This window comes from Streptomyces luteoverticillatus, assembly GCF_003970715.1.
GTDB classification, from domain to species: Bacteria; Actinomycetota; Actinomycetes; order Streptomycetales; family Streptomycetaceae; genus Streptomyces; species Streptomyces abikoensis.
On the sequence record NZ_CP034587.1, the window covers coordinates 7302750 to 7329664 of the forward strand.

Genomic DNA, 26915 nt, shown 5'->3' on the forward strand with positions numbered 1-26915 from the left:
GCGGCAGGCGCGTCCAGTTCGGGCAGGATCTGCGTGATCACGGTGACCCGTTCGGCTCCCTCGGGGGGCACTCGCCGCCGTCTCCGGCGCGTCTCGCCGGTAGCGCGCGATGACTTCCGTCAACTCCCGGTACAGGGCGGCGGCTTCCTCGGGCGTGAGCCGCAGGGCCCAGTCGCTCGAGGTGCCAGCCATGCTGCACAGGCTAGACCGCAAAGGGTTCTTCGCAATGTGGTCTTTGCGAGGAACCCTTTGCGGTTCTCCTGGTTTGTGGGGCCATGTATCAGCGAGCGACGGCAGTCGCTCAGGCGGCCCGGAGGGCGGCGCGGATGGCCTCCGTGGCCGACGTAGCGGAAGCGCCGAGGAGGCAGGAGCCGAGCGAGGGAGGCAAGGGCAGCTCAGGTTCGGGGCTTGAGCGGCTCATCGACCCTTCTCGCCGGTCATTTTGATCAGGCCGTGGGCTGTGTTGCCATCGGAGTCGATCCGGTGGAACTCCACCCCTTCAAAAGCGGCGACCTCGGCGCTGCGGGAGAACATGGCCTGCTCGTACTCGGTGAGCGCTGCCTCGATGTCGTCGGGGTACGCGGCGAGGGCCTTGCCGAGCTCGGCGCCGTCGAGCATGGCCAGGTTGGCGCCTTCGCCGTTCGGGGCCGCGAGGTGGGCGGCGTCACCGACGAGGGTCACTCCCGGGACCCGGTCCCACCGGTGCTCGTCCGGCAGGGTGTAGAGGGGGCGCAGGACCGGCGCGGTGTCGCTGTCGGTGATCAGGGCGGTGAGCTCCGGTGCCCAGCCGTCGAACTCCGCCGCGATCCGCGCGGTGGCCGCGGCGGTATCGGTGAAGTCGATGGCGGCGAACCAGTCCTGCGGCTCGGACAGCCCCACGTAGGCGTGCAGGGTGTCGCCTTTTTCCCGGTGGGCGAAGATCTCCCTGCCCGACGTGGTGACGATCAGCGACCCGCCACCGACGGCCTTCGCGACGGCCGGGTGCCGGGTGTCGGCGTCGAACAGGTAGGTGTCGACGCACGACGTGCCGGTGTACTGGGGTACGGCGGTGGAGAGCAGCGGCCGGACCCGCGACCACGCACCGTCCGCGCCGACCAGCAGGCTCGTGACGACGGTGCCGCCGTCGGTGAACGTCACCTCGTGGCGGCCCTCACCGAGGGTACGGGTGCCGATGACCTTGTGCCCCCACCGGACAGTGCCGTCCGGGAGCGAGTCGAGCAAGATCCGTCGCAGATCCCCTCGCTGCACCTCGGGGCGTCCCCCTGTGCCGTCGTCGGCTTTGTCGAACAGAACGGTCCCGTCCCGGTCGAGGACCCGCATCGCCTGGCGGCCCTCGAGGACGATGGCGCGGAACTCGTCCATCAGACCGGCCGCCTGGAGGGCGAGCTGCCCGTTGTAGTCGTGGATGTCGAGCATCCCACCCTGCGAACGCGCGTCGGGGGAGGGCTCCGCCTCGTAGACCGTGACGGGTATTCCGTGGACGTGCAGGACGCGGGCGAGCGTGAGTCCGCCGAGTCCGGCGCCGATGATTGTGACGGGAGTGGCGGGAGTGGGCATGATGGCTCCTCGGGGTCGGGCTGCCGGGCGACTCCGGCCGGCCGTTTCCCCAAAGGTGCCGGACCCCTCCGACGAGCCATCGACATCGGGCCGACAGCCCCGACACGCGACCGACACTGACACCGACACCGCAGATCAGCCCTGACAGCTACCGAAATGCCGGCGCCAGGTGCTGACGTAGCACGGCGTCACCGAGCGGATCCTGTCGTCGCCGTACATGAGCCAGGCGGTTCCGCTGGCTCGGAGCACGGCGAGGTCGGCTCGCGCTGCCTCGTTCACCTCTGGGTATGCCTCGCGTTTGGAGGGCTCGTGCTCGTGCTCGGCCAGCGCCCGGCAGATGGCGGTTCCTTTTGTTCGGGTCGTGCGGCCGGTCCGAACATCGAAGAAAGGCCGGCCCTCGTTCCATGGGGCCATAAGGACAGATGGCCGGACGGGGCCACCGTCGCTTGGACCGCTAGGGCAGCGCCAGCACGCACTGGGAGTGGGCGATTTCGCTCTCCAACGCGGGCACGTCTACACCACGATCCTGATCGACATCGAGACCGGGCATCCCGTCGACGTCCTGCCCGACCGCACGGCGCGCGGCCCCCTCTGAGGAGTACCTCCTTCTGCGCGAGCGCGTGGTCAAGCTCCTCGGCCCGATTCCGGAACCCGTCTGAGTTGATACCCGGACAACCAACAAACCTTCCCTAAAAGTTGATCAGAGTCTCTTGGGCTCGCCGCTCTCAGGGCCGCGACTGCACGGGCATGACCGGCGACTGGTCAGGCGTCGACCTGTGGTATTCCCCATCCGGGGACCGATGAGGCATGACAGGCAGCGGAGAACCCCTCCCCAAAGGGCTGCCCACACAGATCGTGTCAAACCAGCTGACCGTCTATGGCGCCGGCGGGCGCCTTGCCGGTATGCCGCCCCTCTCGAGTCACGCGGAAGGGTAGCGCTGTGCGCGCACCCATTCAGGGGCCGGGTTGATATACGGCTGGCCAGCCACGACGACAGTCGGCACCGTCTCATTGCCGCCGTTGGCTGCCCTGACCGCTGCTGCTCCAGTCGGGTCGCGCCAGATGTCGACCCAGTGCAGCCGGCGGGCGCTACGACCCAACCGGATGCGCAGTCGCAAACAATACTTGCAGCCCGGCCGCCAGAAGACGATCGGTCGACCGTCGACCGCGCTGCGGCGCTGTGCTTCCAGCGCACCGATCGACCCCGGGAAGACCAGAGGCGAGTGCACACCTGCGAGCAGCACGAATACCAACAGGAGCGCAGTGGCTGCGCCTGGTTTTCCCGTGAGGGTCAGCCCCGTCGCAACGGCCAAGCCGCAGCTCCCAAACAACATCGGCAAGACCCAAGTACGTGTCATGAGGACGCAGGTTATCGTCGCTGAACCGTTCGGCTCGGATGACGGTCGGCTGGCCATGCTGGGATCTCTCTCAGTCGACCTGGAAAACGGACTGGACCGGCGTGAAAGGCGCAGCTCTGCTTCCCACCGGACGAAGCCGCAGTTCCCCTTGACCTGCTGAACACGGCGACGCAGGCACTGGCCGACTCTTCCTAACGACCGTCACCTTGCGGACGGCGCTGACCACAGCCGGGCACCGGCTGCTGATCGAACCGGACGCGTTGAGGAAGGCAGTCGCAGGCGGTTTCACTCTCTACGACTCCCTCATCGAGGCATCAACCGACGCCGTGACCTGCTCCCCACTAGCCCGCACACGAAGCAAGGCCAGCCACTGGCCTCCTGCCCACCGTCCTCAGTTCATGGGCGTACACAGGTGGCGCATGATCGCCATCATGGCCCGCCCGCCCGCAGGCCCGCGCGCGCATTGGGGAGCACCGCCAATCTGCACGTGGCGTCGATACCATCACCCGTCACTCCGCCACCCGCCAACTGGCCCGGCCATCCGCACGGGAGGCAGAGGATGCTCACAGTCCCAGCAACTGAGCCGAGTTGCCCCCAGCACCCGTTCCCGCACCTCACCGCTGGGCGTCACCCGCTCCACCATCGCGCGTGCCAGGACCGGGTCCCCGTACGGGGCGTCCGATCCGAACAACGTCCGTTCCGGGATCTCGCGGATCGCCAGCCGTAGGGCGAAGACGATGTTCGCCGTCGACAGCTCCAGGTACATGTTCGGCGTATCCCGTACGAGCTCGATGGCCGTCATCCAGTGCTGGCCGCCGACCTGGCTGACGACCAGGGGGACCGACGGGTAGCGGGCCGAGAGGCGGGCCAGTGTGTGCAGGTCGGGCTCTGTCGTGGGGGCGGAGCCGTGGACGACGACGGGCAGGCCGCCGTGGTCGTGGGCCGCGCGCAGCACCGGTTCGACCGTGGCCGCGCCGCCCGGCGGCGGGGTGAGTTCGCCGATGCCGTGCAGGCCCCGGTCGACCACGTCCCGTGCCACTGCTTCGGCGATGTCTTCCGGACTGGCGTCCAGCCGGACCGAGCCGAAGCCGATGAAGCGGTCCGGGTGCGCGGCCAGTGCCGCGGCCAGTTCCTGCTGGGCGCGGGCGAAGCTGTCGGCCCCGTTCCCCGAGCCTTCGAGCGCGCGGTGCAGTACCGCCATCTCCCGGCGCAACCCGGCAAGGTCCGTCGCCCGCTCCGGGTGCGGGCGGGTGGGGAACAGCACCGCGCGGTCGACACCGGCTTCGTCCAGCAACGCGATGTGGTTCGCCACCGGGTCGTGGACGTGGCTGTGTGCATCGATAATCATCGAGGTCTCCTGAGCTGTCGGTAGCCAGGAGGCCAACGTCGCACCTTGTCATGGTGGCAAGGTCAAACCGGGGGAGAGGTTGGACGGAGTGCTCATCGGGGAACTGGCTGAACGCACTGGCACCAGCGAGCGGCTGTTGCGCCACTACGAGCGCGGTGGGCTCCTTCTGCCCGACCGGCTCCCGAACGGCTACCGCTGGTACGACGAGTCGCACGTGGAGGTCGTGCGAAGGATCCGCGCCCTCCTCGCAGCCGGGCTGCCCGTCCGCACCATCCGTGCCCTGCTGCCTTGCACGGCCCGCGCCGGGGAGGCCGTGCACCCGTGCCCGGGGGTGCTGGACACCCTGCGCTCCCGGCTGGCAGACCTCGATGCCCGAGCTGCCGAACTCGACGAGGCGCGTGCGGTGCTGCGCGCGACGATCGCGGGGACGCAACGCGTCGATGTTGCCTAGGTGTCGGCTGTAAGTGCTCGCTCGACAGCGGTCGATTGGCTATGCCGTCGATTGGCCATGTCACTGTCCCCTCTTGAAGAGGGTTGGGTCGACGAGCAGCGGAGGCTGCTTGGGTGGGTGCTGAAGGAAGGGCCGAGCGAGGTCCTGCAATTCCCGCCAGGCAGCGCCGACCGTCACAACCGGAGCGAAGCCGCATACGAACGGCCGGGCAGCTGTGCCCTGCCGTGCCCGGGGCAGGCAGGTCCCGCCTGGGCGCCTGGTCGCGTGGCCGGCAGCGTCCCCGGGCCAGACAGACGCGTGGCTGCCGCGGCCTTGGCGACGCGCTATGCCGCCAGTTCGTACGTTTCCAGCCGCTTGATCATGCGACGTACGATCAGCAACGGGATCACCCCGAAGAAGCCGAACGACATGTCGAAGAGCTGCCAGTAGACCGGAATCCCGCGGATGTGACCGCAGATCAGCGCCAGCGGCACAATCGCCCCGCAGGCAATCATTCCGAATTCGACGACCCAGATATTACGGACCGGGTCACGGTACGGGCCGTAGAAGGCGATGGCGATGACGAGGTGGGCGAAGGCGAGCCAGTCGGTGCCGTAGAGCACGAACGGGTACTTCCCGTCCGTCGCCTCAAGTCCCTCCCGTACCCGGCCGATCCACTCCATCAGTCCCGGCAACCATTCGGGAACGGGTGAGCCGTCGGATCTCAGGGCCTCGTCCAGCCATCGCATTTCGGTGACCAAGGGAAAGGCTGTGAGTCCGCTCAGGGCGAGGCCCACGATAAAGATGACCAGCCAGATCCGAATACGACGCCGGAGCGCCGTCTCTCGCCCGTTCATGATCAGAGTTTACGCCTCGCTGATCGCCCGGATATTCCAGGGGCAGGCGTGGCGGCTCGGGCACGGTCGGTTGCTTTCACGCGCTCGCGTCGGGGTTCCCGAACTCCCATGCCGCCGAGGGACGCCAGCCATACCAGTCAGTCGAAGTACACGACCAGCCGGACGCCGCTGCCGCCGAAACGGCCGGCCAGTGCCCGCATGACCGCGAATACGTGCTCCCAGCCGGTGCCCGGCCCGAGGACGTCCCGGCGCGTGAAACGCTGGTAGCAGAACCTCGTCGCGCCGGAGGCCCACTCGCCGTACGGCTCGCCGTACGGCGCCCCGAGCGGGCTGACGCCCAGGGGAGGCGCGCCGTGCCGTTCCACGAATTCTGTCGGCCACTGGTCGCGCACGACGTAGCGGGCTTCGATGGACGGCGTGTCACCCTCCCGCGCGATGAGGACACCACGAACGCCTTCGGGGGAGAGGCCCAAGTCAGCCTGGTCCAGTTCCTCCCAGCTCACCCAGGTCGGGCTGTTCACTGCCGCATCGAGGGCCTTGGCCTGTTCGAATTCCTCACGTATGGCGGTGGACGCGTCAGCGGGTAGGCCCCGGCCCGCGGCGAGAGGTTCCCAGCCCGCGTAGTCGCGGACGCCGAAGAGGCAGCCGAACGCCGCGTAATCCTGCCCGGGGTACAGCGGGGACAGGTCCATCGCACGCTGCCACGGCTCCCACTCGTACCAGTCTTCGTCGGCGCACGGATGCCGGACCTCGATGCAACCGTAGATGTCGGTACTCACGGCGGGCAGTCCAGGGGTCTCAGGAGCGGTCGGGAGTGCTGCCGGTTCGGTGGTTGCGGGGGGATGAGTCCAGCCAGCGGGCGTCCTGGAACTCCGCGGGGACCTCGTCCTCCCATGGATCGATCCCGCGGCGTTCCAGTTCGTCAAACCACCGTTCCCGCTGCGACTCGGGAAGACGGCGTCCGCACCAGGGGCAGAACTCGATGATGACGCTCGCTGTGCCACCGTCGTGGATGATCAGGCCGTATTCCTGGAACTTGGTGCTGAAGCCGATCAGCGTGTCCGGGCAGGCGTAGACGTCGTCGTGCTCGTGGCAGCGTACGTCGACGTGGCTGTTCATCGCCTCGCAGCAGTGGTTGGTCATGACCTCGGCTTCTCGTTGATCCGTGGACATGACAATAACAAGTACTTCCGGGCGTCGGACGGCTGCCATAAAGCACCAGAAATCAGGCTGTCAGGTGATGCGAGGCGATCTCACTCCGGGCCGGCGGTGAGGCGCGCATGGGTCTCCGTCACTACATCGAGGTAGGGGGCGGCGAGCCCCGGTTCGTTCTCGGCGATCGCCTGCCACAGGGGAGCCGCTTCGGTGATGGCGTCTCTCGCCTCCTCCCGTTGAGTGTCCGCGAGCAGCCGGGTCCTGGCGTAGGCGTAGAGCGCGAAGGCGAGGTGGTCTTCGTGTGCCGCGCGGTGGCGGGCGGCCAGGCCGCGGCTCAGGGAAACCGCCCGGGCGGTGGCGTCCAGGGCCTCCGTGTGCCGCCCGGCCTCGCTCAGCCGCAGGCCGTGGTGGGCGAGTGCCCAGACCAGAACCGGTCCGTCGGCCGCCGCTCCGGCCGTCGCCACCTGCTCGGACACGGCCAGGGCCTCTACGGAGACGCGGAAGGCCTCCTCACGCGCCGGTGAGCCGAGTGCCAGGAGGCGGCCGAGGTCGATCAGCACCAGGGCCAGCACTCTGCCGTGGGCGGGATCGGCACCCATCAGGTCGCGGGCAATGGTGACGGCCTCCTGGGCGTACGCCAGGCCCTCGGCCGCCCGGCCCCCTTCCACGAGGTGCACGCCCAGGCCGGAGCGGGCCAGGCCACGGACGACGTCGCGTCCGCCGACGGAGGGCACAGCATCCGCGGCGGTGACGGCCCGTCGCAGGGTCTCCTCGGCCTCCCGCCGGCCGACGTTGTGCTGGAGGCAGCCGAGGAGCCACAGCGAGTGCGCCAGCAGCGGACTCTCGTAGGCATCGTCTCGCCGCGCGAGGTCGCCGAGCAGTTCGGTCGCCTCTTCGGCGACGGGCAGCGCCTCGGTACGCCGTCCCGCCTCGATCAGGTACGTCGCCAGACATGACAGGGCCGTGCGCAGCCGGGGAGAAGGCTCTGCGAAGCCATCCCTGGACGGCTGCCGGAGCGCGGTGACGGCTCTGCGCATGACGCGCGCCGCGTCGTCCGGGCGGCCCGCCGCGGAGAGCTGGGTGCCGAGCACGAACAGTTCCTCGCCGTACGCCGACGCGGAGTCGGTGTCCTCCTCCCGCTCCAGCCCCAGCAGACGGCCACTGACCTCGATGGATTCCTCCAGCGTGGCCAGTGCTTCGGCGGTCTGGCCGGCCCGGGACCGCATGAGCCAGAGACCGGACAGAGCCATGGCGAACCCGCGCGCGTACCCGTTCGCGTCCTCCTTCTCGTCCTGATCCTCCTTTACGAGCCCGCGATACAGCTCCACCGCCTCGGCCGCCACAGCCACGGCGTCCTCCGTCCGCCCGACGTCGCACAGACAGTGCATCCTGGCCAGCAGTGCGCCCGCCAGGACGGACCGTGACCGTGACCGCGACCTGCCGAGCGGATCCGCTGTCACCGAACGGCGGCGGATGCCGACCACTTCGTCCAGCGCCGCCAGGGCCTCGTCCGCTCTCCCGAGGGTGTTCAGCCGCCGGGAGAGGTTGGTCAGAGCGCTCGCCAGGTCGTCGAGCGGGGCGTCGGGGCGCTGCCCGACGAGCGCGCGGTACAGGCCGACCGACTCCTCGCCGGCCCGTAAGGCGTCCTCCGGGTGCCCGGTCTCCTCCAGTTGGCCGGCCAACGTGTCCAGGCTCATGGCGAGATCGGCCCTGAACGCCCCGGGTTCCGCCGTGAACAGGGGCTGGTAGAGACCGACCGCCTCCCGGGCGGCCTCCAGCGCGTCAGCCGGCCGCCCCGCGTCGTTCAACCGATGGGCGTAGGTGTTGAGGGAGTTGGCGAGCCGGTGCCGGAATCCGGTGGGTTCCTTCTCGACCAGATGCCGGTAGAGGCCGACGGCCTCGGCGGCCCGTGCCAGGGCTTCGTCCGGCCGTCCTGCCCCGGCCAGGTCGATGGCGAGGGAGTGCACGCTGAGCGCGAGGTCGGCGAGGTACACACCGGGACGCTCACCGGCCAGCCGGCGCCGGATCTCGACGGCCTCCTCGGTCGCCGCCAGCGCGGCCTTCGGCCTGCCCGCGAGATGCAAGCAGTTGGAGTACGTGCTCAGGCTGCGGGCGACACCGTTGCGGAAGGCGTCGGGGCGTCGCTCGGCCAGGGACCGGTAGCAGGTGACGGCCTCCTCGCTCACCGGCACCGCCTCCTCGACGCGTCCGCACTCCATCAGCCAGATGGCCCGGTTGTTCAGGGCGGCGGCAAGTTCCGGCAGGGCGCCGTCGCCGTGTTCGTCGGCCAGCTCGCGTCGGATGCCGACTTCCTCGTCCATCGCCGCCAGCGCCGCCTCGGGTCGGCCCAGCTCGCCCTCGGCCTGGGCGAGAGCGCCCAGGCCATGGGCCAGACCGGACCGGAACTCGTGCGCGTCCGGCCGGGCGAGACGCAGCTCACCGTAGATCTCCACGGCTTCCTGGGCGGATGCCAAGGCATCTTCCCGCTTGCCCAGAGCGCGCGCGGTCAGCGAAAGGTTGTGCAGGACGGCGGCGAGGTGTGGCCGGTAGGCGGCCGGATCCTCCCGCGCCAGCCGCCGGTAGAGCCCGACGGCCTCGCCGGTGGCCTCGTACGCCTCCCGGGTGCGTCCCACATCACCGAGGCGGCCGGTCAGCCGGCGCAGCATCAGGGCGAGGCCGGGCAGGCAGGCGGCGTCCTCACGGGCCCGCTCGCGATGGCTCTCGACGAGCCGCTCGGTCACCTTCGCGGCCAGTGGGCCCAGCGCGTGCGTCGGGCGCGGCAGGCGGTCGGCCAGTTCCAGTAAGTCTTCCGGCATGGCACTGGGCTCGTCGGCCAGCCGGTCCAACGCCGACACCAGCGGTCGTGGCCGCTCGACGTGTGTGGCGACGTTGATCGCCGGTTGTGTCAGCACGTTTCGACGGCTCACGCACAACTCCGTGAGGTGTTCGTCGAGAGCGTCGCGGTGGGCGGGGTGGGCGGCCGCCCGGGTGTAGACGGTGAGCAGCTGGGCGATCTGGGCGTCGGTGAGGTCGTATGGTCGGCGGTCGTGTGGTCCACGGCCGTCCGCCGTCACGTCGTCGCCGAGCAGGTCCTGTGCCAGGTCGGGGTTCTTGGCCAGCCGCTCTCCGACGAAGTACTCGGCCAGCCGGTCCGGCCGTAGGGAGCCCCAGGCTTTGCCGTCGCGGGGTGGGTAGAGCGCTGCGATCCAGCCGGTGAGGGCCCGGTGGCACGCTCGTCCGTGGTCCCTGAGGTAGGAGATGCGGCCGAGGAGGGCTTCCGCCTGGCGGGGGGAGTCGGCGCCGCACAGGAAGGCCGCGGCGAGGGCGTCCTTGCGGGTCTCCTCGTCCAGCTGTATCAGTGGGTGCTGCTGGGCGGGGCTCTCCCAGTAGTTGGCCTCATGGTCGAGCAGTCGCTGTTCCACGCGCACGGTCTTGCGGCCGGCAGTGGCGACCGGCTGGATGCCGGCCACCGGTTCCGTCAGGGCCCCTGACTGAGCCGCGGCGGCATGAACGGCCTCGTCCAGGAGGTCGGCCAGCGCGGTCATATGAAGCGCGAGCGCCGTGTCCAGCCCGGGACCGTCCAGCCGGTCGGGCCAGCGCCGCACAGCGTCGGTCACCGTCGCGGCGACCTTCGGCCACGTGTGGTGCTCCTGCCCGCGCACGTGCGGCAGGGCCCGGGCCAGATACTCCACGGCGTCCCGGTAGGCATCGGCGCGGCCTTCGAGGTTCGGTTCCAGCGGTGGTAGCGGGGTCTCGGTCAAGTCCTCGAGGAGGTCGCGGGTGTCGCTGTTCACCCGCCGCGCGGGCTGCCACCAGTCGTCGTCGGCGGTGCGGGCGAGCAGCAACACCTTGAACGGCGTCGAGAGCGGGCGGGAGACGATCATCTTGAGCAGGGCGGTCAGCTGCTCGACACGCGTCTCGGCGTAGTCGAGGACCACCAGCAACGCGACAGCCGTGTCGCCGAGCGCCGCCATGTCCTCGGCCTTCGCGTCGCTCTTCAGCCACACCACCGTCGAGCGGTCGCTCTCCAGCCGGGCCGTCAGTTCAAGGGCCAGACGGGTCTTGCCCTGTCCTCCCGGCCCGTGCACGAGACGCACATCGAGGCCGGGTTCCTCGCACCACAGCCGCAACTCCGCGAGCAGCTCTTCGCGACCGCGGAAGGGAACCACGGCATGCTTGGCCTCCAGCAGCGCCGCGGGCGACGCCGGTAAGGCGCGCGCCGCGCGGCGGTCCCCGGCCCTGGGCGAGAGGCCGGACAGGTGTGCCCACTCGGCCGGTTCGAGTACGGTCCCTACGCCGTGCTCCGCCAGGACCCGGCGGAAGCCGTCGTCGCCGAGCAGGACGTAGGCCGGTGCCACTTCCAGCCGAGTGTGCGCGAAACCGCTGAAGTCCGTGCAGACCACCCCGGTGAGGAGCCCGTCGCAGAACATGGCCGCGCCCGACAGGCCCGCCCAGGGCGAGATCGCCTGCCCGGACGGGTCGGTGCACGGAGCGGCCCGCTCCGTAAGGCGCATGAGGTAGCGGTTGTTGACGGAGCGATCCGCGCGGTTGACGGTTCCCTGCTCGTGCAGGATCTCCACCGCCTGATGCTCCCGCTGGACGACGGCCGGCAGGCCCCAGGTCTCGCAGCCGGTCGCGGGCCGGTGGGTGACGAGCCGCCCCCACCGAACGGGTGCGACCGGCCGCGGTGCCCCATCCGTGTCGGGGTGCCCGTCCTCGAAACGGTCGTCGAAACGCAGGAGGGCCGCGTCGTCGCGTCCCCCGGGTGTGCCCCGCCAGGCCACCGTCGCGGCGTACTGTCCGTCCTTGCCGGGACGGAAGAACGTCACCGCCCCGCCCACCGCCGGCACGACGTGTGCCGAGGTCAGGACGAGTCCCGGAGCGATGACGTACCCCGACCCCAGCCCCTCGGGCCCGTCGACCCCGACCATGAGATCGCTGCTCACCGTGATGCCCCCCCGTACGTGAATCTCCGCGCCCGGAGACGGGCCCGGCCCTTTGCCCCTCGGCTGCCCCTCGGCGCGTCACTCCTCGATACGGCCGGACACGTCACCCGGCCCCGGGGCCGCCAGCCGCCTTCTGTGGATCAAGACGTCCCCGTCAGGACCCTGAGGTGTCAGCGCCACCTTCACCCGGTGCGTACGGCCCCGCGCCAGTCCCGCCTCGCCGTCACCGGAGACCACCCACGCCCTGAAGCCCGCCTTCGCCTTGACGTCCTGACGGAGTTCGACGGTGAATTCCAGCTCTATCGGGCCCACCTGGAAAGTGATCCCCTGCCCGTTGCCACAGGCCGCGGCCTCGGTCAGCTCGTCACGCAAGGCGGCCACCGCAGCCGCGAGTTCGATCTCCATGCCTGTGCGTCCCCCCGAGCATTGGCTGCAGACGTGTCCCGGCGGCACGCCGCCGAAGACCTCATAGACGGTACAGGCGCGGCGACGGAGAGAGGTGGGATTCGCCGACGCTGCTCGCCGTGATCCGCCGGGCTGGATCGGCGGGGCACCGGTGAGAGGATTACTTCCTTGGCCGGCGTGGGCTGATGAAGGGATGGGTGAATGCGATGGACGAGCCGTTCCTGATGCGTGTCGAGGATGTCTTCCGCCGAGGCCAGGGCCGGGTGGTCATGCTGACGGGCCGGATCGAGCGCGGGCGGGTTCGTAAAGGTGACGAGGTGGAGATCGTCGGATACGGCGGCGGCGCGATCGTTCCCGTCGAAGGCATAGAGGAGGGCTGTGGCCGGCACGCCGGCGAGGCGAGTCCCGTCGCCCTTGAGGAAGGCCAGACCTTTGCTTTCCGGCACCACGGTCGCGCCGCCGGCTCGGGAACCGTGACCCGGCTTCCGCACTGAACCAGCGCGGTACCTGACGACGAGACGCTCGACCCCCGGCTGCTTGAGGACGCCGACAGCCAGGGGCAGCTCCTTGCGAGAGGCAGCCTCGTGCTCACGGGCTTGGACGACTACGAAGGCTCACCCGAGGGACACAGGGGTCGCGTCCGCGCGCACGACGGGCGCCACTGGCTCGGCTTGTGCCGACCTGTTCGGAGAGGTCTTCGACGTCCTCGCTCACGTCGGCATGCAACACACACAAGCCTGAGCCGGTGTCAGCCTCCCGGCCGGATCCGGCCGCGCCAGGCTCCCGTCTCGATACTGCGGTTCTCCACGAATTCCTTGAAGCGCCTCATGTCACCTTTGGCGCGCCGGTCGATGGTTCCGGTCAGGTCGGCGGCCTTCTCCGCGACCCCGCTCGGTTCGACCTCCATCACCAGTTCCACGCGGGTACGTGTGTCGTCCACGCGCTGGAAGTGCACCGTGCCCCTCTGCCGGGTGTCGCCGCCGACGGTACGCCAGGTGATCCGTTCGTCGGCGAGCTGGTCGACGATTTCCGTGTCGAATTCTCGCCGGATGCCGCCGATCTTGGTGGTCCAGTGATTGTGCCGGGCGTCGAGCTGTCGCACTTCCTCGACGCCTTCCATGAAGTTCGGGAATTCCTCGAATTGTGTCCACTGGTTGTAGGCGGTGCGGAGAGGCACGTCCACTTCTACGGTCTCCTTGACCGTCGTCATCACAGGTCCTCGCTTCCTCGCTGTCGTCGCGGAAGCGCGGCGCCAGGGGTCGCCGCGCCCTGTCCACCGTCCGCGTACCCGCTCACGCTCGTGTAATGCGTGCCGGATCGGCGCGGGGTTCCTGAACGCCGCCCCCGCCCCCGCTACCACCCCCGCCATCGTCACCACCCACGCGCCCGCGCCATCTTGAAAGGGCGGCATTTTCAGGGTTTGAGAATGCGGCGGAATGGTAGGCGCGTGGCAAGGCCCTCGACAGCTGATGCGGAGGTGCTTATGACCGACTCACCCGGCCGGCCCAGAAGGTCCGGCCAGCCCAGAAAGCCCAGTCAGTCCAACAGGGAAGCCAGCCAGTCCGACAAGCCCGACGATCCCGATCAGCCCGACCAGCCTGATCAGCCCGACAATCCCGGCAGGCTCGCGACATCCCAGCCCCCCGCCAAAGGTTCCGACGGGATGGCGAACCCGCAGGAGCTCACAGCCGTACAAGTATTGCGAGCGGCAAGTGAACAACTCGCCGAGCTGACGGGGCTGCGGACCGAGGGCATCAGCCGGCTGGAGCGGACGGACGCCGGGTGGGTGGCGGAAGCCGAGGTGGTGGAGGTCGCCCGGATCCCCGAGACCATGAGCGTGATGGGGCTCTACGAGGTGACCCTCGATCCAGCAGGCATGCTGACCGGCTACCGGCGGGTGCGGCGCTACGAGCGCGGCAGGACCGACTCCCGCTGAAGTGGCCATGTCGAAGTGGCATGCCGAAGTGACCACGCTGAAGTGACCATCCGGCAGCCGAGGCGACCGTTTCGCCGACCTGGTGCGCCCTCGCCGGGCCCACCACCCTGCCGGGCCGTCGCGGTGCGACGGCCGAGAGGAAGTGTCCACGATGAGTGTTGTCCCGCCCCCGCAGACCGGGGGAGCAGGAGGCACCAGCGGCCTCTATGACGTCCTGGAGCTGGTGCTCGACCGAGGCCTGGTGATCGACGCGTTCGTGCGCGTCTCCCTGGTCGGTATCGAGATCCTCAAGGTCGACGTGCGCGTGGTGGTCGCCAGCGTCGACACGTACCTGCGCTTCGCCGAGGCGTGCAACCGCCTCGACCTGGAGGCCGGCCCCCACCGCAGCGCCGGCCTGCCCGAGCTGGTGGGCCAGATCACCGAGGGCGGCGCCGAGCACGGCGCGCGGGGCAAGACGAAGGGCGCGCTCTCCGGCGCCGCCCAGGCCGTCTCCGACGCCTTCCACCGCACACCCGACGAAGGCGAGAGCCGCGGCCGCGGCACCGCCGCCTCCCGCAGGAAGAAGGAGGAGAGCGAGTGAGCACCTACGTGTACTGCATCGCCCGCAGTGGCGACGTCGACCTGCCCGAAGACCTCACCGGGATCGGCGATCCACCCCTGCCGGTACGACAACTGGAGCAGGCCGGGCTGACCGCGGTCGTCAGCGACTGCCCGGACCGGCTGCGCCCCAAGCGGCGTGACCTGCTGGCACACCAGCGGGTGCTGGCCGAGGTGGGCCGGAAATCCGCCGCGCTGCCGATGCGATTCGGCAGCGTCGCCGAGGCGGACGACGACGTCCGTGACGTGCTCCGGGAGCACGCCGACGGGTACCAGGAACAGCTTCAGCGGCTGGAAGGCCGGGTGGAGTACAACGTCAAGGCCGCACACCAGCAGGAAGCGGTGCTGCACCTCGTCCTCGCACAGAACCCGGACCTCCGGGCGCGCGCCGAAGCCGACCGGAGCAATGGTGGCGGCACCTACGAGGAGCGGCTGCGGTTCGGCGAACTGGTGGCCACCGCCGTCCGGGAGCGCGAGACGGTGGACGCGGAGGCGGTGCGCCAGGCCCTGGAGCCCGCCGCGGAAAGCCTCCGGGTGGGGCCCGAGAGCACCGGCTGGTTCGTCAACCTCTCCTTCCTGATCGCACAGCCACGCGCGGAACACCTGCTGACAGCCGTGCGACGGCTCGCCGATGAACGTCCGCACCTGGAACTGCGCGTGAACGGCCCGCTGCCGCCCTACAGCTTCACCGATATCTGATGCTCATCGGCTGGGTGCTGCGACAGCTCCTCGCCGAGGCCGAACGCATCGCCCGCGACCCGGCCGTGATCCGGGACGAACTGTCCCGACTGGAAGCGGAGCTGTCGGCGGGCCGGATCAGCGAGGAGGAGTTCGACCAGCGGGAAGACGAGCTCCTGGACCGCATGGAGGAGACGCGCCGGTACACCAACGGGTACACCAACGGGACGCACTGACGACGGACAACCGCACCGCAGGAAGAGGCACAGCGGCCATGACCGGTATCCACTCCCAGCGTTTCCCCGATACGCCTTCCCCCTCCGGCAGCTCCGCCAACCTCGCCGACATCCTGGAGCGCGTGCTCGACAAGGGTGTAGTGATCGCCGGGGACATCCGGGTCAACTTGCTCGACATCGAGCTGCTGACCATCAAACTGCGCCTGATCGTGGTCTCCGTGGACAAGGCCAAGGAGATGGGGATCGACTGGTGGGAGAGCGATCCCGCCCTCTCTTCCGGCGCGCGTCGCCGCGCGCTGGCGACCGAGAACGAGCTGCTGCGCACCCGCATCGCCGAGCTCGAGGCCCGGCAGCAGCGACCGCAGCCGCACGAGGCGCACGACGGGAAGGAACAGCGGTGAACAACCCCAGCGGCCCCAGCGATGCCACCGACCGCGCAGAAGCAGCCAACGACTGCCCTCATGACACCTCGGCAGGGCTTCTCTACCTCTACGCCGTCGCCCGCCATGCGGACCTGGTCGGCCAGTACCTCACGCGCCCGCCCCACGCCCAGCCGGTGACCGGTGTGGCAGGTGAGCCCGTACGACTCGTACGGCACCTGGACCTGGTGGGGGTGGCGGGCCGGGTGCCCGCCACCGACTTCGACGAGGAACCGCTGCATCGTCACCTGGAGGATCTCGACTGGCTCGCCGCGGTGGCCCATCGGCACCAAGCCGTGGTCGAGGCGGCATCGTCGGCAGCGGCGGCCGGTGTGCTACCGCTGCGGCTGGCCACCGTCTACCGGGATGCGGCGAGCCTGCGCCGCATGTTCCAGGCCCGGCACGAAGCGCTGACCACGGCACTGGACCACCTCGACGGCAAGGTGGAGTGGGGCGTCAAGATCTACACCCTGCCCAGCCCGGAGACGGAAGCGCGCACAGCACCGGACAGCGCCGCCGCACCGGACAGTGCCACCGCACCAGCCGGCGCCGCAGCACGGGACAGCGCCACCGCACCGGCCACCGGCGGCGATGGCGGGCCGAAGGCACCCGCAGCGGAGTCCGACCAGGCCCGGTCCGCCGCCGCCCCCGGTGTCGGCCGTGCCTACCTGAGGCGACGAGGAGCCGAACGCCGCGCGGACGAGGACCGGGCCCGCCAGGCCGATGACGCGGTGCGGCAGATCCACACCGCCTTGGCGGCCTCGGCCGAGGCCGCTCACCTGCACCCACCCCAGAACTCCAGCCTCTCCGTCCACCCCGGGCGCAACCTACTGAACGCCTCCTATCTGGTACGGCGGGACGACGACTCCGCCTTCACCGCGAAGGTGCGCGCACAGGTCGAGCGCGCCCCGGCCTCGGGGCTCATGGTCGAGCTGACCGGCCCCTGGGTGCCGTACTCCTTCGTCGCCGCGACCACCGGCCTTGCGGACGGCACCACCGATGACCGGTGACCGACCGCTGCCGGCCGAACGGCTGTCCCTGGTCGACCTGCTGGACCGGCTGCTGGCCGGGGGAGTGGTGATCGCGGGCGACATCACCCTGCGAATCGCGGACGTCGACCTGGTCCGTGTGAACCTCCGTGCCCTCATCGGCTCGGTGGACGCCCGGCTTCCGTCGCCCTGGGAGGAACACCACACATGACCCGGCGCATGGAACTGGACCAGGACACGGTGGAACGCGACCTCATGCGGCTGGTGCTGACAGTGATCGAACTGCTCCGCCAGCTGATGGAGCGTCAAGCCTTGCGCCGCGTCGAACAAGGCGATCTCTCGGAGGAGCAGGAGGAACGCATCGGGCTGACTCTTATGCTGCTCGCAGACCGCATGACCGAACTTCGCGACCGCTACGGCCTTACGCCGGACGACCTCAACCTCGACCTCGGCCCCCTCGGCCCGCTCCTGCCGCCGGCCGACCGGTGACGCGGGCCCCACGGCACGCCCGCGGCACGTCCACAGCACGCTCACGCCACCCCAGGTGAACCCACCGCGGCTACCTGTCGCCCAGGAAGCGCCGCAGGACACCATGTAATCCGCCGCGTAATCCGCCGCGTCAGTGTCAGCGCCCTGCGCTACGGTCGTCTCCCCTGCGAAGGGGTGCTCCGTTCCCGCCCGGTCTCCAACTCAGGCCGGGCGGGAACGGGCGGCACGCGCCCCCTTCATTCTCGGCACGGGGGCCGAGCCTCTTCCGGACGGAAGGGCGACACCAAGGTGTCCTGTCTCCATATGACAGGGGTCTCCGGTGGGATTGCAAGGAAAATCGGGAACTTCACCCGTCCAACCTTCCCGGTGTGCTTACGCGCGCTGAAACGGCTACTCCGGGCGCCGACCCGGCACCCCATGGACTCTAAAGTTCCGCGATTCCTTGATCACGTGGCGTAGCGGGTCATGGCCGGTCCATGCTGATGCTCCCCTCAACTGCGGTTCGGCACCCGCAGGTTGGCAGGGGTACTGCTGATGCGGCTCCGGATGGCTGCGGCATGACACAAAGGAGTGTGATGGACACCAGGAAAGTAGCGCTGCTCTTGGTGCTGGCCATGATGGTGTTCGGCTGGAGCACGGTGATGGCGGCGATGGGCCATGTGACGCTGATTGCTTCGCTGGCGCCCGTCCTGGGTCTGACCGTGACCCAGGTGCTACGTGGGTTTCCCCCGCGGTCCTCGTCCGCCTCCGGGCACCGTGTGGCGTCGGTGCCCGACAAGGAGGACGACGCCCCGTGACGACGTCGATCAACACACCGGGCCCGGCCTCCGAGCCGGGCCCGGTCCGTCCCGGCCGCAAGCTCGGCCCCATCGCCTCCACCGTCGGCAGCTCCCATCGTGCCTGGCTGGAGCCGACCCGCGAGCACTACCTCGCCAGCGGCCACACCCTCAGCGACCTGAGCATTCGTGTTCCGTTGGCCAAGTCCAAGCTCTCCGAGCTGCTGCGTGGTGTGGGCCACTACCCGCGCTGGGAGGTCATCCACCGCCTGGCCACCGAGCTGAACATCCCAGGCTGGCCCCTGTACCGGCTGTGGAAGCAAGCGGCTCTCGACGCCGGCAAGAGCCGGGACTGGGTGGAACGGTCCACCGAAGGGACCATCGCCCTGGCCACCGCCCGGTCCGGACCGCCCCTGGAACACGACGCCCTGCGTTCAATGGTGGAAGAGTGCTACCGACTTTATGCCGGGGCCTTCCTGCACGATGAGGCGCTCGACGCCGCGGTGGAGGACACCTTCGCCATCCTCTGGCTCTCCTTCGACGACGCCCTCGCCAGCCCGGACATCCGCCGCTACGCCTGGAACATCCTGCGCGCCACCGTCCAGGCCAAGGCCGACCACCGCGACCAGCGGCCCTTACTGGGCGAGGCCGCCTTCGATACCGTCGCCTTGAGCGCGCAGACCTCTCTGGAGGGAGAGGCGGCCCAGCTGGCCGAGAGCCTGGAGCTGTTCACCGCGATCAGCAGACTGCCCGCTGCCCAGCTCGACGTCGTGGTGCTGCGACACATGTGCGGGTTCAGCCCCGAGAAGGTCTCCGACCTCCTCGGCATCCCGATTGCCGCCGTACGGTCCGACGAGCGCCACGCCGAACGCTTCCTGGCCGACACCATCGAGCTGCCGCACCACACCGGAGGACCCACCTCATGACATCGCTCGAAGACATCCTGGCCAGGGCACTGCTCGTCCGCCACCGCCCTGTACCCCGCGACACCGTCCCACCCCGTGAAGCCCAACCAGGCACCCGGTCGCCCGTCACGCCGGGCGCGACGCCGAGGGTGTCCGCGGCCGAGGACCTGCGCGCCCTGTGTGAAACCCTGGTCACCCACACCCCCGTCACCGCGGTTGCCGCCTTCGTCACCGACCAGGTCCCCGAACCCAGCAGCGCCCTGGTGCTGGCCTGCGTCCTGCAGCTGACCGACACCGGCGACGGCGCCCGGTTCTGGTGGCAGTACGCCGCCGGTGCCGGCCAGCCCGCCGCCGCGTACTGCCTCTACCTCCACCATCTCGCCCTCGGCGAGACCCACACCGCCCGCTGGTGGCACAACCAGACCGACGACGTGAAGCCCCACACCGGTGCTGTGGGCACCACCATCCACTGGGACGGCAGGCCCGTCGTACTGCGTCACGACGACGAGGCGGCCACCAGCACGATTCTGCGGGTCCTGCGTCGTCTCGCCAGACACACCACCCGCACACGTTCCGCCGTCGTCGGCGAACTGATGGACTACGTGCCCACCGCCGTCGCCGTCGGCTACCTTCGTGAACCCGGAAGCGAGCTGCCTCTGCCCGGCCCCCAGTTCGCCCACGAGATCCGCGCCTTGCTGGACGCGGCCACCGAGCGACCCGACGGGCCCAGCGATCTACCGGCCCACCCCCACGACCACCTCCGACTACGGCGGGACACCTCCCGGTCCACGCTGCGGGTCCACCGACAGATGGGCGAGGCCGCGACCCACTGAAGGCAGCGGAACCGTGAAAGGAGGAAGTTACAGCCCCGTCGGCTTGGCCGACTCGTCGAAGAACCTGACGATCCGGGGCAGGGCCTGCCGCACCGATCCATTGTGGTCGTAGTCCCCGACGTCGGTCAGCCGGCGTGCGGCGCCGTTCCCCGCCAGCTGGTCGGCGCAGTACTCCGCGTGGCTGAAGTCGACGTCCTTGTCGCCCCGGCCGTGGAAGATCTCCACCGGTACGTCCGGTCGCCAGTCGCAGGTGTTGTCCATCAGGCGCAGCCTGTCCTTGAGGACGCCGGCGGGCTTGCGGACCTTGTTCAGGAAGTCCTCCGTGAACAGGTCCTTGGACGCCGCCGGGAGTTCGCCGGCGATCTGTGCAGTGGTGTGATGGCCGTCGAAGAGGGTCTCCACCTTGCTGTCGTAAGGGGAGCGGAAGACGTCGCCGGGTGACGTGTAAAGGCCGTACATCTTGTTCCAGGCAGTGATGAAGTACGCGAGGTAGAGGCCGGATTTGACGATCTTGTCATTGGCCGCGGCGGCCTCGAAGGCCGAGAGGTCGAAGGGACCGCTGACCGGGGCGAGTGCCCCGAGCCGGAAGTAGTGGTCGGCACCTTCCTGTTGAAGCGCCCGGCCCACCAGCATGGTCGCGGGCCCGCCCTGCGAGAACCCGCTGACCTGAACCTTCCGCTTCAGCTCCCGGCCGTCCCGGTGGGCGACGGTCCGCGCCGCGCGCAACCCGTCCACCGAGGCCGCGACCGTGGCCCGCGGGTCACCGTAGGGGTGGAAGCCCTCACCCGAGCCGAGGCCCACATAATCGGGCGCCGAAACGGCCCGCCCGGTCGACGCGAACAACAGCGCGGCGAGCCGGTCGTTCGACTTCGGATTCTCCGAGGCGACGTCCTTACGGTAGACGGTGGTGCCGTGGAGCCAGGAGACGGTGGTCAGGTGGCGCGCACCGTTCTTGGGTAAAACGACGAGCTGGCTCGCGGTCGTGGGGGCGCCCGCGCTGTCCGTGGTGCGGTAGGTGACCCGATGGGCGGTCACGCCATAGCGGACCTGGGACGAGTCGATCTTTCCCTTGAGCTCCCCGACCACATCCTGCTCTGTCAGGTCAGCCACTTGCTCGACAGAGACGACAGCCCCACCTTGCGCTTGTCCGCCGTGAGTGCCGGCTGCCGAGGCCGGAGCGACCAGGGCGGGCACACTGCCGAGCAGCGCCGCACCGGTCAAGACGCGGACTTTCATTCGACGTGAAGTCATGGATGGATCATGCCGGTTGGCAACACCACCGGGGCATGGAGCGACCCCCCGGGCCGTGAGGGGGGATATCCCCCTCACGCGGTTGGGGGCCGGGCCCTACGGCTGCTGTGGCGCCCTCGCGCGTTACAGCAGCCCTCCCAGCGGCAAGGCCCGTTCCGCTAGCTGTCCGCGCAGCCTGTCTCCGGCGGTGTCGGCTTCGGCGAGCCAGCCGGCGGCGATGAGCAGGCCGGCCTGCTCGGCGATCTGTTCGGGTGGCAGGGCGCAGAACACGGCGAGCTGGTCCAGGCGCAGCCCATCGTCGTCGGCATGTCCCAGGCGGCCATCCGGGCGGGTGTGGGCGGCGGTGTACAGGGCGAGGAGCCGGCCCGCCGCAGTGGCCTTCTTTTTGCGGATCTTCCGGTCGCCCACCACCTTCTGAGCCCAGCCGGAGATCCTCGCCCGGGTGGTCTTGCCGAAGGCGAACGGACGGGACTGCTCGGGCAGCAGCGCCGGAACAGTGATGGCAACGGGGTCCTCGGGGCGGGAGGCCATCAGCTCGGCGACGGTGCCGGGCAGACGCAGCCAGTCGGACGCGACCAGCCGCTCGACCACCTGCTCGGCATCGCCCTGGAGCCAGCCGGTCAGGTCCTGGCCCGTGACATTCCCGATGCCGGCGCGCGCGGACCGCAAGGTGAGCATGAGCACCGCCAGGCGCACCTCGGCCTCCGGGTGCGGGGAGTGGGCAGCGACATAGTCCAGCACGGTACGGGCGCTCGCGGCCTGGGAGCGGGTCAGCAGCCGCTCCACCACCGGCCCGTCGCCGAGGGGCTGGCCGGTGCGGTTGGCGTGCATCTCGAGGGTGGTCTGCGCGGCCTTCTCGGCGCGCCTGGCCTCGTGGCGCAGGGAGTCGTCACCGCTCGCATCGGCCCACAGGTCGAAGGCGCGGGCCTTGCGATCGTGGAGGGTGGCGAGGACGGTGAGATCGGGTTCGGTGCGCTGCTGGTAGGCGCGGAACGCGTCCCCGAGCTCGATGAGCTCCAGGCGCAGCACCTCGGGCTCGAGGTCACGCGGCACGATGCGCTGGGCGATCTTCCCCGACCGCTTCGCCCGCCGGGACGCTGCGACTGGTCGGGTTGCGCGGGCACGGGGCACCGGCGCCGGTGAGGCGGTCGCACACGACGAAGCACCAGCGGCGGGGGAGGAGCCGTGGTGGTCGGAGAAAGCCGCTGCCAGACCATCCCGCCCCCTGCCGCCTGCGGGACCCTCTTCCACGTCCGGCTTCTGCGGCGCCTGGACCGTTTCCATCTGTTCGGTGCGGGCCGAGGGTGGGGCAGTGGTCAGGACGCGGCAGTCGGGGGTGGCGGCCGCACACCGCGCGCACGTCTCCGCGATCCGCCACAGCCTTCCGGCCCGGTCCGCGTACACGGTCAGGACCGCCGGACCCTCGCACCGCACCGCTCCCGCCGCCGGCGGCGCGCCGCCTGGCCGTCCGGCGGCAGAGCCGGGGGTGTGCCACGCGCAGCCTGCGGCACGGCATGCGCACCACGCGTCGCCGCGCGGCCCACCGCCCTCGCGGATACGGGCCAGGTGCTCCTTGACGTGGCCGATCGCGGCCTTGCGCCCCACAGCGGCGCCGCCGGGAAAGCGCTGATCGGCGCAGGCCGGGCGGGAGCAGGAAAGCCTCACCGCGCCGACGGAGGGGCGACCGTCAGGGTCCAGACGCACCGTCCACACCCGTCCCACGACGCGCTCTTCCTGCCGTGTACCGGCCTCCACTGCCACGGCGCACCTCCCGTGTTCCTTGATCCGTTGCCTCGGCGTAGATCCCATCATCGGGGATGTCGGTCCGTCAGCCACCGGATATCGGGCTTTCAACACCGGTGTGCCCTGTTCGCGTACAAGGAGGCCGGCACTGCTGTATGATCCGCGCCCCCGGTGGGCGCCTCTCGGTTAATGGGGGATGGGGAACTGGGCAGGTGCGGGCTGCGACGTCGCCCCGGTCGGACGACAGGAACCCTCAGTCCGATGCCCGCAGGACGCGTCGCTCGCCGGCGCTCAGCCAGGCCACGCTCGCCGCGATGACCACCGCGAGGACGAGGCTGACCGGCCCGGTGCCGAGGTCCAGGCCCCCGCGCTCGTGGTTGACGCCGGCCCAGTCGGCGAAGCACGCGCCGAGCGGCCGGGTGAGCACATAGGCCCACCAGAACGTCAGGACCGACGAAACGGCGGTGAAGCGGTGGGCGAACGCGGGCAGGGCGATCAGGGCGGCGAACAGCAGCCCGGAGGGCAGATAGCCCCAGCCCAAGGTGGCCGCGGCCAGGTCTCCGACCGCCGTGCCGAGGGCGAAGGTGGCCATGACCGCGCACCAGTAGAACACCTCCCGGCGACCGCCCGCGACCGTCTCCACGGCGAGCGTCCCCTCCATCCGGCGCCACAGGACGAACACCAGGGCCAAGGCCACGGCGAACGCCGTCGCGGAGGCGGCGTAGGGCACGCCGAGGGCGACGTGCGCGACGTCGGCGGCCATGGTGCCGAACACGCTCACCATGATCACCGCTGCCCAGTACACGGCCGGGACATAGCGGCGGGCGCGTCCCTGCGCGATCAGCGTGACGCCCAGCAACAGGGCGGCCGAGCCGACCGCCGGGACGGGCCCGAGTGTTCGGGCGAGGTAGTCGGAGGTGGTCTCGCCCATGCCAGTGGTGAGGATCTTGACGATCCAGAACACCGCCGTCACCTGCGGGACCTTGCTCATGACCGGCCGCGCCGGCACAGACTGGCGGCGGTGGGCCGCTCGGGTGGGTGTCAAGGCGCCCAAGACGACGGCGCTCCCTTCTGTACGGCGCGGCCGGGCCGCACCCGGTCGGTGGGTGGAGTGGGTCAGCCGTCGAGGACGGTGTTGCCGGTGATCGTGTCGCCGGCTCCGTCGATGGTCACCGCGTGCCGCACGCCGTCGGCGCCCAGAACCACGACCCGCCAGGCACGGCCACCTCCCTGCTCGGTGACCGGCTTCAGCGACTCCACCTTGCCGCCGGACACCGCCGACGAGGCCTTGGTCAGCGCGTCGGCCGCGCTGGTCGACGGCAACGGTGCCGGCGCCGCGTGGTCGGCCCGCCCGCCGTCCTTGCGGTCCTCACGGTCGTCCCCGCCGTCGTGCCATCCCCGGTCACCCGCAGCCGTCCTACGGTCGTGACCGTGACCGTGGCCCTCCTCACCCTCGTGGTGGTGATGGGCCACCGCCGCTGCCGCGCCACCACCGATCACCAGCACGGCCGCCCCGGCCGCCACCCAGCGCACCGACCGGCAGCGCACCCACCGGCCGGCACGCCCCGAACCCGTACGCGTCCTGCCCGCGCCCGCGGCCTTCGGCTCTTCCTGCGGCAACGTTTCACCCGTCTCTATGGGCTCGCTCATGACACACCCCGATCCTCGCCAGGCCCGGGACGACCCCGGGCGACACCGGCAGGATGTCCGTGCGTTGCTGAAGATCGGCTGAAGAACAGCGGACGCCGTCAACTGCCCGGTCCGGCGACCTGCGACCCTGGTGGGCATGCGAGTACTGGTGGTGGAGGACGAACGCCGGCTGGCCCTGGCGCTGCGGCACGGGCTGACCGCCCAGGGGTTCACGGTCGACGTCGCCCACGACGGCCCCTCCGGCCTGGCCCAGGCCATGGAGCACGCCTACGACGTGGTCGTGCTCGACGTCATGCTGCCCGGTCTCAACGGCTACCGGGTGTGCTCACGCCTGCGGGCCTGCGGCAGTGACGTCGGCATCCTGATGCTCACCGCCAAGGACGGCGAATGGGACGAGGCCGAGGCGCTCGACACCGGCGCCGACGACTACCTGTCCAAACCGTTCTCTTTCGTCGTGCTCGTCGCCCGCCTCAAGGCGCTGGCCCGCCGCATCGGCAGCCGCGCGCCCCGGCGCACCGTCCTGGGCGACCTCGTGGTCGACTCCGCCGCCCGCACCTGCACGCGCGCCGGCACCACGATCCCCCTCACGCCCCGCGAATTCGCCATACTCGACCACCTCGCCCGCCGGGCCGGCGAGGCCGTCTCCAAACGGGAGATCCTCGACGCCGGCTGGGACAACGCCCTCGACAGCGACCCCAACACCGTCGAGGTCCACGTCAGCGCCCTGCGTCGCAAGATCGACACCGCCTTCGGGCGAGCCGCGGTCCAGACCGTCCGCGGCGCCGGGTACCGACTGGCGGCCGATGGTGGCTGACCAGACCTCCGCCGGCGCACCCACCGGCGCCGCACGCCACCGACTGCGCGCGGCTGTCCACCGTCACCTGGCCCGCCACCCCAGCGCCGCGGCCCTCGTCGACCGTCTGACACCACGCTCGGTCCGCGCCCGCACCACCCTCGCCGCCTGCGCCAGCGTCGCCGTCGTCCTTTCCATAGCCTCGGCCGCCGTCATCGTCCTGCTGCGCGTCAATCTGGAACGCACCGTCGAGGCCGACGCCCGCGAGCAGGCCCAGGCGGTCGCCCGCCTCGCCACCGACGGTCACCTCACCAGCCCGCTTCCCCTCGACCACGGCACCGACTTCATCCAGGTCGTCGACGCGGAGCACACGGTGGTCGCCGCCAGCCAGAACCTCACCGGCCACTCACCACTCGCCGTCCCCGTCGGCCATTCCAACGGCCACAGAACCTTCAACCTCGACGCCCGGGGCCACGCACACCACCACCAGCGCGTCACCAGCATCGCCGCCACCACCCCCACCGGCCCTGTCACCGTTTACGTCGGCGCGTCCCTGCGCACCGCCGACGCCGCCGAAGACCTCACCACCGCCGCCCTCGCCGTACTGAGCACGGTTCTACTGGTCACCGTCGGCGTCCTCACCTGGCGCGCGACCGGCCGTGCCCTGCGCCCGGTCGAGGCCATCCGCGCCGAAGTCGCCGCCATCGGGGACCGTGACCTCAACCGCCGGGTCCCCGAACCCCGCAGCGACGACGAGATCGCCCGTCTCGCCGACACCATGAACGCCATGCTCCAGCGCCTCGAGGCCGCAGGCACACGGCAGCGCCGCTTCATCGCGGACGCCTCCCACGAACTGCGCAGCCCCCTGACCGTCCTGCGCACCCAACTCGAGGTCGCCCTCGCCCACTCCGACCCCGAGGTCCACACGGACCTGGTGGCCGGCGCCCTGGAGGACACCGAACGCCTGCAAGCACTCGCCGCCGACCTCCTGCTGCTCGCCCGCCTGGACACCACCGACCACGACTGGCCCGACGAACCCGTCGACCTCGCCGACCTGGTGCAATCCACAGTCACAGCCCGCGGCGCCGAACCCCACCAGGTCACCGTCCACGCCTCGACGTCGATCACCATCCCCGGCAACCCGCTGTGGCTGCGTCGGCTGCTGACAAACCTGCTCGACAACGCCCAACGCCACGCCCGCAGTCACATCACCGTCCGCCTCACCGCCGACCGGGGCTCCGGCCATGCCGTCCTGGACGTGACCAACGACGGTCCGCCGATCGAGCCCGCCGACCGCGAGAAGATCTTCGAACGGTTCGCCCGCCTCGACGACGCCCGCAGCCGCGACGACGGCGGTACCGGCCTCGGCCTCCCCATCGCCCGCGACATCGCGGCCATCCACAAAGGCACCCTGGCCGTCCTCGACGTCCCGGGAGCGACCACCTTTCGCACCCGACTGCCCATCCCGCCTGAACCGCTCCAAGGCGCACAGGCCATCGGGGATGCTTCGTTGGGCTGCTGATGCTGTCACGCTCGTGGGTCTCCCGTGCCTCCGAAATGGTGA

General features: G+C 70.3%; 28 protein-coding genes and 1 pseudogene. 16 read left to right on the forward strand and 13 right to left on the reverse strand.

Features of this window, described 5'->3' with window-relative positions:
• Positions 1–417: 417 nt before the first annotated feature.
• The 3 genes from EKH77_RS32450 to EKH77_RS32470 all read right to left on the reverse strand — a co-directional run bounded on the left by EKH77_RS32450 (position 418) and on the right by EKH77_RS32470 (position 4263).
• Entirely contained in the window at positions 418–1557 is a 1140-nt protein-coding gene (locus tag EKH77_RS32450) for an FAD-dependent oxidoreductase (protein WP_126917731.1), read from the reverse strand.
• A 920-nt stretch (positions 1558–2477) separates the two neighbouring features.
• Positions 2478–2915: a glutaredoxin domain-containing protein gene (locus EKH77_RS32465; RefSeq protein WP_126917734.1), complete on the reverse strand. Its 438-nt coding sequence runs from the start codon at positions 2913–2915 to the stop codon at positions 2478–2480.
• A 502-nt stretch (positions 2916–3417) separates the two neighbouring features.
• Positions 3418–4263, reverse strand: a complete 846-nt coding sequence (locus EKH77_RS32470) for an amidohydrolase family protein (RefSeq protein WP_126917735.1) — start codon at positions 4261–4263, stop codon at positions 3418–3420.
• 88 nt (positions 4264–4351) lie between these two features.
• Here EKH77_RS32470 and EKH77_RS32475 point away from each other — a divergent pair, with 88 nt between their 5' ends.
• Positions 4352–4714: a MerR family transcriptional regulator gene (locus tag EKH77_RS32475; protein WP_126917736.1), complete on the forward strand. Its 363-nt coding sequence runs from the start codon at positions 4352–4354 to the stop codon at positions 4712–4714.
• A gap of 323 nt (positions 4715–5037) precedes the next feature.
• Here the strand turns inward: EKH77_RS32475 and EKH77_RS32480 are convergent, their stop codons facing one another.
• From EKH77_RS32480 to EKH77_RS32500, 5 genes are all read right to left on the reverse strand, one after another.
• Entirely contained in the window at positions 5038–5550 is a 513-nt protein-coding gene (locus EKH77_RS32480) for a hypothetical protein (RefSeq protein WP_126917737.1), read from the reverse strand.
• Positions 5551–5687: 137 nt separating this feature from the next.
• Positions 5688–6329, reverse strand: a complete 642-nt coding sequence (locus EKH77_RS32485) for a hypothetical protein (protein WP_126917738.1) — start codon at positions 6327–6329, stop codon at positions 5688–5690.
• 19 nt (positions 6330–6348) lie between these two features.
• Positions 6349–6693, reverse strand: coding sequence for a DUF6980 family protein (locus tag EKH77_RS32490; RefSeq protein ID WP_126917739.1), 345 nt, complete (start codon positions 6691–6693; stop codon positions 6349–6351).
• A gap of 110 nt (positions 6694–6803) precedes the next feature.
• Positions 6804–11651, reverse strand: coding sequence for a tetratricopeptide repeat protein (locus EKH77_RS32495; RefSeq protein ID WP_126917740.1), 4848 nt, complete (start codon positions 11649–11651; stop codon positions 6804–6806).
• Positions 11652–11729: 78 nt separating this feature from the next.
• Positions 11730–12056 (reverse strand): trypco2 family protein, encoded by a 327-nt coding sequence (locus EKH77_RS32500; protein ID WP_126917741.1) that lies wholly within the window; start codon positions 12054–12056, stop codon positions 11730–11732.
• Between the two features lie 206 nt (positions 12057–12262).
• Between EKH77_RS32500 and EKH77_RS32505 the strand changes: the two genes are divergently transcribed.
• Together EKH77_RS32505 and EKH77_RS34930 are read left to right on the forward strand one after the other, a co-directional pair.
• Positions 12263–12550, forward strand: coding sequence for a hypothetical protein (locus EKH77_RS32505; protein WP_126917742.1), 288 nt, complete (start codon positions 12263–12265; stop codon positions 12548–12550).
• A gap of 9 nt (positions 12551–12559) precedes the next feature.
• Positions 12560–12754: pseudogene (locus tag EKH77_RS34930) on the forward strand (barstar family protein); the annotation flags it as partial.
• A gap of 50 nt (positions 12755–12804) precedes the next feature.
• Here EKH77_RS34930 and EKH77_RS32510 read toward each other — a convergent pair.
• Positions 12805–13266, reverse strand: a complete 462-nt coding sequence (locus tag EKH77_RS32510) for an SRPBCC family protein (protein WP_126917743.1) — start codon at positions 13264–13266, stop codon at positions 12805–12807.
• 453 nt (positions 13267–13719) lie between these two features.
• Between EKH77_RS32510 and gvpO the strand changes: the two genes are divergently transcribed.
• From gvpO to EKH77_RS32570, 11 genes are all read left to right on the forward strand, one after another.
• Positions 13720–13992: a gas vesicle protein GvpO gene (gene gvpO, locus EKH77_RS32520; RefSeq protein ID WP_126917745.1), complete on the forward strand. Its 273-nt coding sequence runs from the start codon at positions 13720–13722 to the stop codon at positions 13990–13992.
• Between the two features lie 151 nt (positions 13993–14143).
• Positions 14144–14572 carry a gas vesicle protein GvpJ gene (gvpJ, locus tag EKH77_RS32525; RefSeq protein ID WP_126917746.1) on the forward strand — a complete coding sequence of 143 codons (429 nt, stop codon included), beginning with the start codon at positions 14144–14146 and terminating at the stop codon, positions 14570–14572.
• A complete protein-coding gene (locus EKH77_RS32530) occupies positions 14569–15288 on the forward strand; it encodes a GvpL/GvpF family gas vesicle protein (protein WP_126917747.1) in 720 nt (239 codons plus the stop codon). The genes gvpJ and EKH77_RS32530 overlap by 4 nt, the downstream gene beginning before the upstream one ends.
• Positions 15288–15503 (forward strand): gas vesicle protein GvpG, encoded by a 216-nt coding sequence (locus tag EKH77_RS32535; RefSeq protein WP_126917748.1) that lies wholly within the window; start codon positions 15288–15290, stop codon positions 15501–15503. The genes EKH77_RS32530 and EKH77_RS32535 overlap by 1 nt, the downstream gene beginning before the upstream one ends.
• A gap of 38 nt (positions 15504–15541) precedes the next feature.
• Positions 15542–15904 (forward strand): gas vesicle protein, encoded by a 363-nt coding sequence (locus tag EKH77_RS32540; protein WP_126917749.1) that lies wholly within the window; start codon positions 15542–15544, stop codon positions 15902–15904.
• Positions 15901–16932, forward strand: a complete 1032-nt coding sequence (locus tag EKH77_RS32545) for a GvpL/GvpF family gas vesicle protein (RefSeq protein WP_164737935.1) — start codon at positions 15901–15903, stop codon at positions 16930–16932. The genes EKH77_RS32540 and EKH77_RS32545 overlap by 4 nt, the downstream gene beginning before the upstream one ends.
• A complete protein-coding gene (locus tag EKH77_RS32550; RefSeq protein WP_126917751.1) occupies positions 16922–17122 on the forward strand; it encodes a gas vesicle protein in 201 nt (66 codons plus the stop codon). The genes EKH77_RS32545 and EKH77_RS32550 overlap by 11 nt, the downstream gene beginning before the upstream one ends.
• A complete protein-coding gene (locus EKH77_RS32555) occupies positions 17119–17400 on the forward strand; it encodes a gas vesicle protein K (protein WP_126917752.1) in 282 nt (93 codons plus the stop codon). The genes EKH77_RS32550 and EKH77_RS32555 overlap by 4 nt, the downstream gene beginning before the upstream one ends.
• A gap of 575 nt (positions 17401–17975) precedes the next feature.
• Positions 17976–18197, forward strand: coding sequence for a hypothetical protein (locus EKH77_RS32560; protein WP_126917753.1), 222 nt, complete (start codon positions 17976–17978; stop codon positions 18195–18197).
• On the forward strand, positions 18194–19102 hold the full coding sequence (locus tag EKH77_RS32565; RefSeq protein ID WP_126917754.1) for a sigma-70 family RNA polymerase sigma factor: 909 nt from the start codon (positions 18194–18196) through the stop codon (positions 19100–19102). The genes EKH77_RS32560 and EKH77_RS32565 overlap by 4 nt, the downstream gene beginning before the upstream one ends.
• Positions 19099–19914: a hypothetical protein gene (locus tag EKH77_RS32570; protein WP_126917755.1), complete on the forward strand. Its 816-nt coding sequence runs from the start codon at positions 19099–19101 to the stop codon at positions 19912–19914. The genes EKH77_RS32565 and EKH77_RS32570 overlap by 4 nt, the downstream gene beginning before the upstream one ends.
• 27 nt (positions 19915–19941) lie before the next feature.
• On the opposite strand, the gene EKH77_RS32575 is transcribed toward EKH77_RS32570, so the two are convergent.
• The 4 genes from EKH77_RS32575 to EKH77_RS32590 form a co-directional block, all read right to left on the reverse strand.
• On the reverse strand, positions 19942–21165 hold the full coding sequence (locus EKH77_RS32575) for a lipase family protein (RefSeq protein ID WP_126917756.1): 1224 nt from the start codon (positions 21163–21165) through the stop codon (positions 19942–19944).
• A gap of 123 nt (positions 21166–21288) precedes the next feature.
• Positions 21289–22218 (reverse strand): hypothetical protein, encoded by a 930-nt coding sequence (locus tag EKH77_RS34665; protein ID WP_346429093.1) that lies wholly within the window; start codon positions 22216–22218, stop codon positions 21289–21291.
• A 943-nt stretch (positions 22219–23161) separates the two neighbouring features.
• Positions 23162–23899 carry a COG4705 family protein gene (locus EKH77_RS32585; RefSeq protein ID WP_126917758.1) on the reverse strand — a complete coding sequence of 246 codons (738 nt, stop codon included), beginning with the start codon at positions 23897–23899 and terminating at the stop codon, positions 23162–23164.
• 125 nt (positions 23900–24024) lie between these two features.
• Positions 24025–24558 (reverse strand): hypothetical protein, encoded by a 534-nt coding sequence (locus EKH77_RS32590; RefSeq protein WP_126917759.1) that lies wholly within the window; start codon positions 24556–24558, stop codon positions 24025–24027.
• Between the two features lie 136 nt (positions 24559–24694).
• Here EKH77_RS32590 and EKH77_RS32595 point away from each other — a divergent pair, with 136 nt between their 5' ends.
• Together EKH77_RS32595 and EKH77_RS32600 are read left to right on the forward strand one after the other, a co-directional pair.
• Positions 24695–25372: a response regulator transcription factor gene (locus EKH77_RS32595; protein ID WP_126917760.1), complete on the forward strand. Its 678-nt coding sequence runs from the start codon at positions 24695–24697 to the stop codon at positions 25370–25372.
• The gene (locus tag EKH77_RS32600) at positions 25362–26873 is read left to right on the forward strand and encodes a HAMP domain-containing sensor histidine kinase (protein ID WP_126917761.1); all 1512 of its coding nucleotides are present in this window, start codon (positions 25362–25364) and stop codon (positions 26871–26873) included. Before EKH77_RS32595 ends, EKH77_RS32600 begins: the two co-directional genes overlap by 11 nt.
• Positions 26874–26915 lie beyond the last annotated feature (42 nt).

What these genes read in the sequence shown, in the direction of transcription:
- EKH77_RS32590 (WP_126917759.1), bottom strand. Translation starts at nt 24,558, where the DNA reads ATGAGCGAGCCCATAGAGACGGGTGAAACGTTGCCGCAGGAAGAGCCG.
- EKH77_RS32500 (WP_126917741.1), bottom strand. Translation starts at nt 12,056, where the DNA reads ATGGAGATCGAACTCGCGGCTGCGGTGGCCGCCTTGCGTGACGAGCTG.
- EKH77_RS32585 (WP_126917758.1), bottom strand. Translation starts at nt 23,899, where the DNA reads ATGAGCAAGGTCCCGCAGGTGACGGCGGTGTTCTGGATCGTCAAGATC.
- EKH77_RS32510 (WP_126917743.1), bottom strand. Translation starts at nt 13,266, where the DNA reads ATGACGACGGTCAAGGAGACCGTAGAAGTGGACGTGCCTCTCCGCACC.
- EKH77_RS32535 (WP_126917748.1), top strand. Translation starts at nt 15,288, where the DNA reads ATGCTCATCGGCTGGGTGCTGCGACAGCTCCTCGCCGAGGCCGAACGC.
- EKH77_RS32480 (WP_126917737.1), bottom strand. Translation starts at nt 5,550, where the DNA reads ATGAACGGGCGAGAGACGGCGCTCCGGCGTCGTATTCGGATCTGGCTG.
- EKH77_RS32550 (WP_126917751.1), top strand. Translation starts at nt 16,922, where the DNA reads ATGACCGGTGACCGACCGCTGCCGGCCGAACGGCTGTCCCTGGTCGAC.
- EKH77_RS32490 (WP_126917739.1), bottom strand. Translation starts at nt 6,693, where the DNA reads ATGACCAACCACTGCTGCGAGGCGATGAACAGCCACGTCGACGTACGC.
- gvpO (WP_126917745.1), top strand. Translation starts at nt 13,720, where the DNA reads ATGGCGAACCCGCAGGAGCTCACAGCCGTACAAGTATTGCGAGCGGCA.
- EKH77_RS32560 (WP_126917753.1), top strand. Translation starts at nt 17,976, where the DNA reads ATGGACACCAGGAAAGTAGCGCTGCTCTTGGTGCTGGCCATGATGGTG.
- gvpJ (WP_126917746.1), top strand. Translation starts at nt 14,144, where the DNA reads ATGAGTGTTGTCCCGCCCCCGCAGACCGGGGGAGCAGGAGGCACCAGC.
- EKH77_RS32470 (WP_126917735.1), bottom strand. Translation starts at nt 4,263, where the DNA reads ATGATTATCGATGCACACAGCCACGTCCACGACCCGGTGGCGAACCAC.
- EKH77_RS32450 (WP_126917731.1), bottom strand. Translation starts at nt 1,557, where the DNA reads ATGCCCACTCCCGCCACTCCCGTCACAATCATCGGCGCCGGACTCGGC.
- EKH77_RS32465 (WP_126917734.1), bottom strand. Translation starts at nt 2,915, where the DNA reads ATGACACGTACTTGGGTCTTGCCGATGTTGTTTGGGAGCTGCGGCTTG.
- EKH77_RS32575 (WP_126917756.1), bottom strand. Translation starts at nt 21,165, where the DNA reads ATGACTTCACGTCGAATGAAAGTCCGCGTCTTGACCGGTGCGGCGCTG.
- EKH77_RS32555 (WP_126917752.1), top strand. Translation starts at nt 17,119, where the DNA reads ATGACCCGGCGCATGGAACTGGACCAGGACACGGTGGAACGCGACCTC.
- EKH77_RS32595 (WP_126917760.1), top strand. Translation starts at nt 24,695, where the DNA reads ATGCGAGTACTGGTGGTGGAGGACGAACGCCGGCTGGCCCTGGCGCTG.
- EKH77_RS32505 (WP_126917742.1), top strand. Translation starts at nt 12,263, where the DNA reads ATGGACGAGCCGTTCCTGATGCGTGTCGAGGATGTCTTCCGCCGAGGC.
- EKH77_RS32540 (WP_126917749.1), top strand. Translation starts at nt 15,542, where the DNA reads ATGACCGGTATCCACTCCCAGCGTTTCCCCGATACGCCTTCCCCCTCC.
- EKH77_RS32570 (WP_126917755.1), top strand. Translation starts at nt 19,099, where the DNA reads ATGACATCGCTCGAAGACATCCTGGCCAGGGCACTGCTCGTCCGCCAC.
- EKH77_RS32600 (WP_126917761.1), top strand. Translation starts at nt 25,362, where the DNA reads ATGGTGGCTGACCAGACCTCCGCCGGCGCACCCACCGGCGCCGCACGC.